Here is a 7718-nt window from a genome sequence, read left to right as displayed (position 1 = left end):
CCGCAGAGCAGGGCGAGGCAGGCGGCGCCGGGCAGGAGGAGCCGTGCGGTGCCGCGCATGGGCCGCGAGTCTAGTTGAGGCGTTCCACCACCATGGCCATGCCCATGCCGCCGCCGACGCACATGGTCTCCAGCCCGATGGTCTTGTCGAGCGTGCGCAGGTCGTTGAGGAGCGTGCAGAGGATGCGCGCGCCGGTCATGCCGAAGGGATGGCCGAGCGCGATTGCGCCACCGTGGGGGTTGAAGCGCTCGTCCCAGGGTTCGATGCCGATGCCGCGCGCGGCGGGGATGACCTGCGCCGCGAAGGCCTCGTTGAGCTCGACCACGTCGACGTCGTCGATGCCCATCCCGGCGCGCGCCAGGGCCTGCTTGCTCGCCTCGATGGGGCCGAGGCCCATGAACTCGGGGTTGAGCGAGCTCAGGCCGGTGCTGACGATTCGCGCCAGCGGCGTGATCCCCAGCTCCCTGGCCCTGCTGTCGCTCATCACCACCACCGCGGCGGCGCCGTCGTTGAGCGGGCAGGAGTTTCCGGCGGTGACGGTGCCCTCCTCGCGGAACACGGGCGCCAGGCTGCTCAGCTTCTCGAGGCTGGTCTCGCGGCGCGGGCCGTCGTCCTTGGTCATCTCGCCGGCACCGTCGCCGAGCGGCACGGGGATGATCTCGCGATCGAAGAAGCCGCTGTCCTGGGCGGCGACGGCGCGCTGCTGGCTTCGCAGCGCGAACTTGTCCTGCTCGTCGCGGGAGATCTCCTCGCGGCGGGCCACGTTCTCGGCGGTCTGCCCCATGGCGATGTAGATGTCGGGGTAGCCATGCGTGTTGCCGGGCTTGAGCAGCTCGTTCTCGTTCTGGGGGTTGTCGCTCATCCCGTTGATGAAGCGCGAGACGCACTCGATGCCGACGGAGAGGAAGGCGTCGCCCTCGCCGGCCTTGATGGCGTGGGCCGCCATCCGCGTGCTCTGCAGGGAGCTCGAGCAGTAGCGGGTGATGGTCGTGCCGGGGACGTCGAGGTTGGCGAGGATGCTTACCGCCCGTCCGAGGTTGAACCCCTGCTCGCCACCGGGCAGGCCGCAGCCGCAGATGAGGTCCTCGATCTCCGAGCGGTCGAGCTCGGGCAGCGTCTCGAGCACCTTGATGACGATGTGGGCGCCGAGGTCGTCCGCGCGGACGTTGACCAGCGACCCCTTCACGGCGCGCCCGATCGGCGAGCGACCGGCGGCGACGACGACGGCTTCAGGCATGGCGCGACAGGCCTCCGGACAAAATTGACGTGGATGTCAATTGTGGCGCGACGGTACGGCGGACGGTTCCGCGGGCTATTCTCCGCGTCGCACAGGGCCGCTGTGCGGATGCGGGCGAGGAGGTCGTGGTGCAGTACTTTGTCACCGGTGCCACCGGGTTCATCGGCAAGCAGCTGATCCCGCTGCTGCTGGCGCGCGAGGGCGAGATCAACGTCCTGGTCCGGCCCGGCTCGCGGCACCGCTTTGCCGCGCTGCGCGACCGGCTCGATCCCCAGGGCACCCGGCTGCGCGCGGTGTTCGGTGACATCGCCGAGCGCGGCCTGGCGATGGCCGCGGAGGACCGCGACCGGCTCCGCGGCGCCACCGTGTTCCACCTCGCCGCGGTGTACGACCTGACGGCATCGGAGGACGACACTGCCCGGGCCAACATCGATGGCACACACCACACCGTCGAGTTCGCCAACGCCATCGGCGCTGCGCGCCTCCACCACGTCAGCTCGATCGCCGTCGCCGGCCGCTTCAACGGCGTCTTTACCGAGCAGATGTTCGCGGAGGGCCAGGAGCTCGACCACCCGTATTTCTCCACGAAGTACGAGGCCGAGCGCATCGTGCGCGACGAGGCCACCGTGCCCTGGCGGGTGTACCGGCCGGGCATGGTGATCGGCTCGGCGGAGACCGGCGAGGCCGACCGCATCGACGGCCCGTACTACGCGTTCAAGCTCATCCAGACGCTGCGCAGCCAGTTCCCACAATGGGCACCGTTCGTCGGTCCCGAGGGCGGCCCGCTCAACCTCGTGCCCGTCGACTTCGTGGCCCGCGCCATGGACCACATCGCCCACCTCGACGGTCTCGACAACCGCGCCTTCCACCTCGTCGATCCCAAGCCGCTCTCGCTCGGAGACACGCTCAACACGTTCTGCCGCGCCGCCCACGCCCCGGAGTTCGCGCTGCGCTTCGACCGGCGCATGACCAAGATGATCCCTGGCGACACGCTCAAGGTGGTCGGCGATCTCCCGGCCATCAAGCGGGTGCGCCAGCAGGTGCTCGACCGTCTCGGCATCCCCGAGACCGCGCTCGAGTACATGGACTACCCGGCGACGTTCGACGCCGCGCAGGCCCAGGAGGCGCTCGCCGGCAGCGGCATCCGCGTCCCGCACCTGCACGACTACGCCTGGAAGGTGTGGGACTACTGGGAGCGCCACCTCGACCCCGACCTGCCCACCGCGCACAACATCCGTCGCGTCGCCGGCGACAAGGTGGTGGTGATCACCGGTGCGTCGAGCGGGATCGGCCGCGCCGTGGCCAGCGCCCTGGCCGGCTCGGGGGCGACGATCATCGGAGTCGCTCGCGGCGTCGAGAAGCTCGAGGAGATGAAGGCCGAGGTGGAGGCGCTCGGCGGCACCGTGCAGCTGCGCCCCACCGACCTCAGCGACCCGGCCGCGTGCAAGGAGATGCTCCACGGAGTCATCGAGGAACACGGGCGCGTCGACGTGCTCATCAACAACGCGGGGCGCTCGATCCGCCGCTCGGTGATGGACTCGCTCGATCGCTTCCACGATTTCGAGCGGACCATGCAGCTCAACTACTTCGGCGCCATCGCGCTGATCATGGCGGCGCTGCCGAGCATGAGCCAGCGCGGCAGCGGTCACATCATCAACATCACCTCGATCGGCGGCCAGACGTACCCGCCGCGCTTTGCGGCGTACGTGGCCAGCAAGGCCGCGCTCGACGCCTACTCACGCTGCCTCGCGCCCGAGGTGGCCGCCGACGGCGTCGACATCACCACCGTGCACATGCCACTGGTGCGCACCCCGATGATCGCCCCGACCGGGATCTACAAAAACTTCCCCACCATCAGCCCGGAGGAGGCGGCGGAGATGGTGGTGCAGGCGATGATCACCCGCCCGCACGAGGTGTCGACGCGGCTCGGCAAGTTCGGCGAGCTGACCCATGCGACGGCGCCCGGCCTGCACAACCTGATCATGAGCGCGGCCTACCACATGCTCCCCGACAGCGGCGGCCGCTCCAAGGACAAGGACGGCGAGGCCAAGGAGGAAGCCCCGGTCACGGCTGAGGCGTACGCGCTCGGCATGCTGATGCGCGGGATCCACCTCTAGCCGCTGAGGAATCCGCCGCGCGGCGTCAGGCGGGCGCGGTCAGCAGGGTGAGCTCGTCGTCGACGCCGAGCGTGCGCGCGGTCGGCGACGTCGGTACCGCGTTCTTGGCTGGATGGGTGCGCAGCACGTAGTCGGCCACTGGGTTGGTGACGCCGAACCAGTACTGCTCGTTCTTGTAGTGATGGAGGGTGTGCGCTCGCCACACCGCCCGGAACGCTGCGGTGCGGGGCACGTACGGCGAATGGATAAGGTAGTGCGACCACTCGTAGCCGAGCAGGAACGTGGTCATCGTCGCGAACGCGGTGAGGCCGAGGCGGTGATCAGGGAAACCCAGCCCGCCGACCGCCGCGAGCAGCACGAAGAACCCCGCCAAAACCGGCAGCGGCACAAAGACGAGCGGAATGTTGCGCGGGTCGCGGTGGTGCATGCGGTGGCGCTTGGCGAAGAGCGGGTCGAGGCGCCTGCTCCCGATCGTGCGCGGCTTGAAGTGGAGCACGAAAACGTGCAGCAGCCATTCCGCGAACGGCTCCACCGCGAGGATCGCGCCGACCACGACCAGGTCGGCCCAAGGGAGGTGGCCGACCAGCATGCGCGCGACCACCGCGACGCCGGCGGCGATGGCCATCAGTCGCGGGCTTCCGTATTCGAAGAAGATGCGCGCCGCGCCACCGAGGCCCAGCGTACCTCTGCCGGCTGTCACTGCCTCGCCGACCGACGCGGCACCGGCGGATCCGCCGCCCAGGTTCCTCACCCGCACAGTCTACGAGCCGTTGCGCAGCCAGATGGCCACCTGGCCGCTGCCGAAGACACGCTGGTAGGCGCCGCCAGCGAGAATGCCGATGATCTCCGGCCACTGGCTCTCTGCGTCCGCTGAGACGATGATCAGCAGGGGTTTGATGGTGGCCACCGCGGTGGCCACCGGCCCGTTGTTGCCAAGCAGCACCTCGTCGTTGTAGATCGGCGGGGTGGGCATGAGCACGTCGAGATCCGCCAGTGAGTACACCCACGAGTCCGATGACCAGACCACCGCGGAGGCGCCCGCGTAGCCGTGCTGCGAGATCCACGACGCCACCGCCGTGTCGGCGGGCACGTGCGAGTCGAACTGTCCGTCCCAGTCGGAGTCGTCACCGCTGAATGCCGCCCGCACGGCGCCGCCGTAGTACTGGGTGAGCGTGCGGGTCGCGTTCTGCGCCGGTGAGGGCGCCGCCTCGGGGATCCAGTCAAGCCCGGTCACCCTGGCCAGCGCGGCCGCGATCACCAGGGCGGCGACGGCGGGGCCAAGCCGCAGCGCGTCGGTGCGGCTGAATCTGCGCAGGCGGTTGGGCAGGGGAACCGCGGCCACCGCGAGAGACACGGGGGCTGCGGCGGCGGTGAGGTAGTGCGCGTACGGCTGACCCGCCATGGCGGCGACGAGCAACGCGGCCCCCGCCCACAACAGCACAGCCCAGGCAGCAGTGCTCAGCCGCCGACAGAGGAACGCACCGACGCACAGCAGGATCGCGGCGACTCCCACCTCGGCGATGTGCATGACCACGCCGCTGCCCGCGGACGGCAGCACGGAGCGCGTGTAGGGGATGTAGAAACCGACCAGCGCGAAGGCAACCCGGCCCGCACCGGCGGTGACGATCGCCACAGCTAGCCAGGCGGCCGTGATCGCCACCACGGTTCCGGCGTACGCCATCAGGTCGCGCCAGCGGGTCCGCGGGCTCAGCGCGATGATGAGCCCGAACGCGGTTGCCTCAGCGACCACCGTCTGCTGGTAGGCGATGCCGGCGGCAACGAGCGCGCCGACCACGAACGGCCAGATCGCGAGACGATGCGGCGGCACGCTGACCACACGGCGCGGATCGATGCGCACCAGCAACAGCGCACCCGCCCAGGTGACCGGCGCGATCAGCAGGCTCTCGGGAAGGGCCAGCTCGGCGTCGACGACGGGCAACCCGAGCGCGATCGCGCAGAGCAGCGTGGCCATGCAGGCGCGCCGCATACCGAGGATCCTGGTGCCCGCGTAGGCAACCGCGGCGAGCGCGGCGAGACCGGTGAGATAGGTGAGCAGGTGCAGGCCGAACTCGCTCGCCCCGAAGAAGCGCACCTCGGTGGCGATCGTCCACGACTGCAGCGGTGGCTTGTTGTTCCAGATCTGGCTGTAGAGCACACGGCCGCGCAGCAGCGACTTGGCGACGTTGACGTAGCTCGCCTCGTCCGTGTACCAGTGCGGCTCGAAGAAGGACGGAAGCCGCAGGACGGTGAAGACCAGGAAGCTTGGCGCCGTCCACCCCAGCGGGCTGTGGTGGGCCGGCGCCCTCCAGCTAGGCCGGCGCAACCGCATCTGTGGAGAAGGTCGGCTCATTCATCTCAACCGAAGTAATACCACCGCGCCTGTGCGGCCCGGTTCGCCGTCCGACCATGGGGCGCGCCTCTGAGGCTCAGCCGCCGAGAGGTCGGTCGGCGTGCGTGATCGCCAGCACCTCGTCGTGGAGCAGGCCGTTGGTCGAGAGACCAGTCCCTCCCAGCGGCCCGTCGGCGGAGCGATCGAGAAAGCGGCCGCCGGCCTCCTCGACGATCAGTGAGAGCGCGGCGTAATCCCACAGGTTGGCGCGCGAGGTCCAGCCGATGTCGGCGATGCCGCGGGCGACCGCCAGGTGCGAATGCGTGTTGCCCAGGCCGCGGGCCTCCCAGCAGAGCCTGGTGATGTCGAGGAGCTCGGCCCAGAGGCCGACGCGCTGGAACCCGCGCACCGAGCTGTGGGCGACCATCGACTGGGCGACGCTGTCAACCCGCGACACGCTGATCGGATGGCCGTTGGCGGTGGCGCCGCCGCCGCGCACGGCGGCGTGACGATGCCCGTCCGCCGGCGTCGAGGCCACCGCCACCATCGAGATGCCGTCGTGCTGCAGCGCGATCAGCGTGCCCCACGTCTCCATCCCGCGCACGAAGCTCTTGGTGCCGTCGATGGGATCGATGACCCAGCGCCAGCCGTTGCGGGCGGACACCTCGCCGCCGAACTCCTCGCCGACGATGGCATGCGTGGGCCTGTGGCTGCCGATCCGCTCGCGCAGCGCTCGCTCGATGCCGTGGTCGGCCTCGGTGACCGGGCTGAAGTCGGGCTTCGTGGTCACCACCAGGTCGAGCGCGCGGAAGCGGCTCATGGAGATGGCGTCGGCGGCGTCGGCCAGCTCGTTGGCGAACGCCAGCTCTTCCTGGAGAGCGGCGGCCGAGGCGTCGATCACCGGGCAAGCCTAGCGGCGACCCGGACCGCGACGCCCGTCGTACCCTAGGGAGCGCTCATCACCACAGGAGTCACTCCCACCATGGCCCACCACAAGCTGCCGGTCTTCGACGAGAAGGGTTTTGTCATCCTGCGTGACTACGACGGCCCAGAGATCCCGCAGAGCGAGTGGATGGGCCTCGAGTACATGGACTGGAAGAGCGGGGGAGACACCAACTTCGCGCCGCTGGCCTCGGCTCTCGGCGAGATGGAGTGCGCCGGCTTCTGGGACCACGGCAAGCCCGACAAGGACGGAATCTGGACCAAGAACCGCGAGATCGCGCCGTCGTTCGTGCGCTACGTCGAGGCGGTGGGCTCGCGGTACGGGCGCGTGCGCGTCATCAAGCTCAACCCCAGCGACGAGCCGTTCGCGCGCCGCCAGCTGCACCTCGACGACAACAACCGCCTCAATCCCGAGGGCGAGGGCTGGGTGGTGCGTTCGTGGCTTGAGCTGACCGACAACAACGCCACCTTCATCCTCCGCGAGGACAAGGAGGACCAAAGCACCGAGTCGCGGATCCCGCTGCACAAGGGCATGCAGTTCATCATCGACACCCAGCGGCTCTGGCATGTGGTGCACAATCCCGGTCCGGAGCCGCGCTACGCGCTAATCACGTCCTGGGAGTCCGGCGACGCGCTGCAGGCGTGGATCGACGCGCAGCTGCCGGTCGGCGAGGGCGCCGGCGCCCGCTGACGCTCCGCGAGGTTAGCGGCTGACCGACTCGGGATCAATCGCCTCGCCGCACGTCGGACAGAACTCCGCCGCCGTGTCGTCGACCCATTCCCCGCATGACGGGCACTGCTGCACTGCCATAGCCGTTCTCCAAGTGCGTCCGCCTGGCACAGACAGGTTGCCCCGTGCCGGCGGACACGCGGCGGCCGATCGGTCAACTCCTCCAAGGGAGCGCAGCCTCGCCTGGTTCGCGATGCTCTCCCAGCCCGGTAGGCTGCCAAACTAGTGCGCTGGAAGGGGAATAGGTAGACGGATGGGTGGGAGATGATGCACGCTTCCGGGTATGGCAAATCACCCCTCGCCCCCGTTATTGCCGACCACCGAAGAGCGCGCGGCTTTGGAGATGTGGACGCGCAGCCGATC

6 protein-coding genes are annotated in these 7718 nt (G+C 69.5%); 2 read left to right on the top strand and 4 right to left on the bottom strand.

All coding sequences use genetic code 11. The features are described 5' to 3' along the window. Positions 1-70: 70 nt before the first annotated feature. A complete protein-coding gene (locus JF886_RS01925; RefSeq protein ID WP_337309054.1) occupies positions 71-1237 on the bottom strand; it encodes an acetyl-CoA C-acyltransferase in 1167 nt (388 codons plus the stop codon). 128 nt (positions 1238-1365) lie between these two features. On the opposite strand from JF886_RS01925, the gene JF886_RS01920 reads away from it, so the two are divergent. Beyond that, on the top strand, positions 1366-3354 hold the full coding sequence (locus tag JF886_RS01920) for an SDR family oxidoreductase (RefSeq protein ID WP_337309052.1): 1989 nt from the start codon (positions 1366-1368) through the stop codon (positions 3352-3354). A 25-nt stretch (positions 3355-3379) separates the two neighbouring features. On the opposite strand, the gene JF886_RS01915 is transcribed toward JF886_RS01920, so the two are convergent. The 3 genes from JF886_RS01915 to JF886_RS01905 form a co-directional block, all read right to left on the bottom strand. Further along, complete coding sequence (locus tag JF886_RS01915) at positions 3380-4105, bottom strand: sterol desaturase family protein (protein ID WP_337309051.1); 726 nt, start codon at positions 4103-4105, stop codon at positions 3380-3382. Positions 4106-4114: 9 nt separating this feature from the next. After that, positions 4115-5704: an ArnT family glycosyltransferase gene (locus JF886_RS01910; protein ID WP_337309049.1), complete on the bottom strand. Its 1590-nt coding sequence runs from the start codon at positions 5702-5704 to the stop codon at positions 4115-4117. A gap of 76 nt (positions 5705-5780) precedes the next feature. Continuing rightward, positions 5781-6584, bottom strand: a complete 804-nt coding sequence (locus tag JF886_RS01905) for an inositol monophosphatase family protein (RefSeq protein WP_337309047.1) — start codon at positions 6582-6584, stop codon at positions 5781-5783. Positions 6585-6665: 81 nt separating this feature from the next. Here JF886_RS01905 and JF886_RS01900 point away from each other — a divergent pair, with 81 nt between their 5' ends. Continuing rightward, complete coding sequence (locus JF886_RS01900; RefSeq protein ID WP_337309045.1) at positions 6666-7316, top strand: hypothetical protein; 651 nt, start codon at positions 6666-6668, stop codon at positions 7314-7316. Positions 7317-7718 lie beyond the last annotated feature (402 nt).

This window comes from Candidatus Aeolococcus gillhamiae, assembly GCF_016464765.1.
GTDB classification, from domain to species: Bacteria; Chloroflexota; Dormibacteria; order Aeolococcales; family Aeolococcaceae; genus Aeolococcus; species Aeolococcus gillhamiae.
The sequence above is the reverse complement of the archived record's forward strand: the minus strand, read 5'-3'. Positions and strand labels throughout refer to the sequence as shown.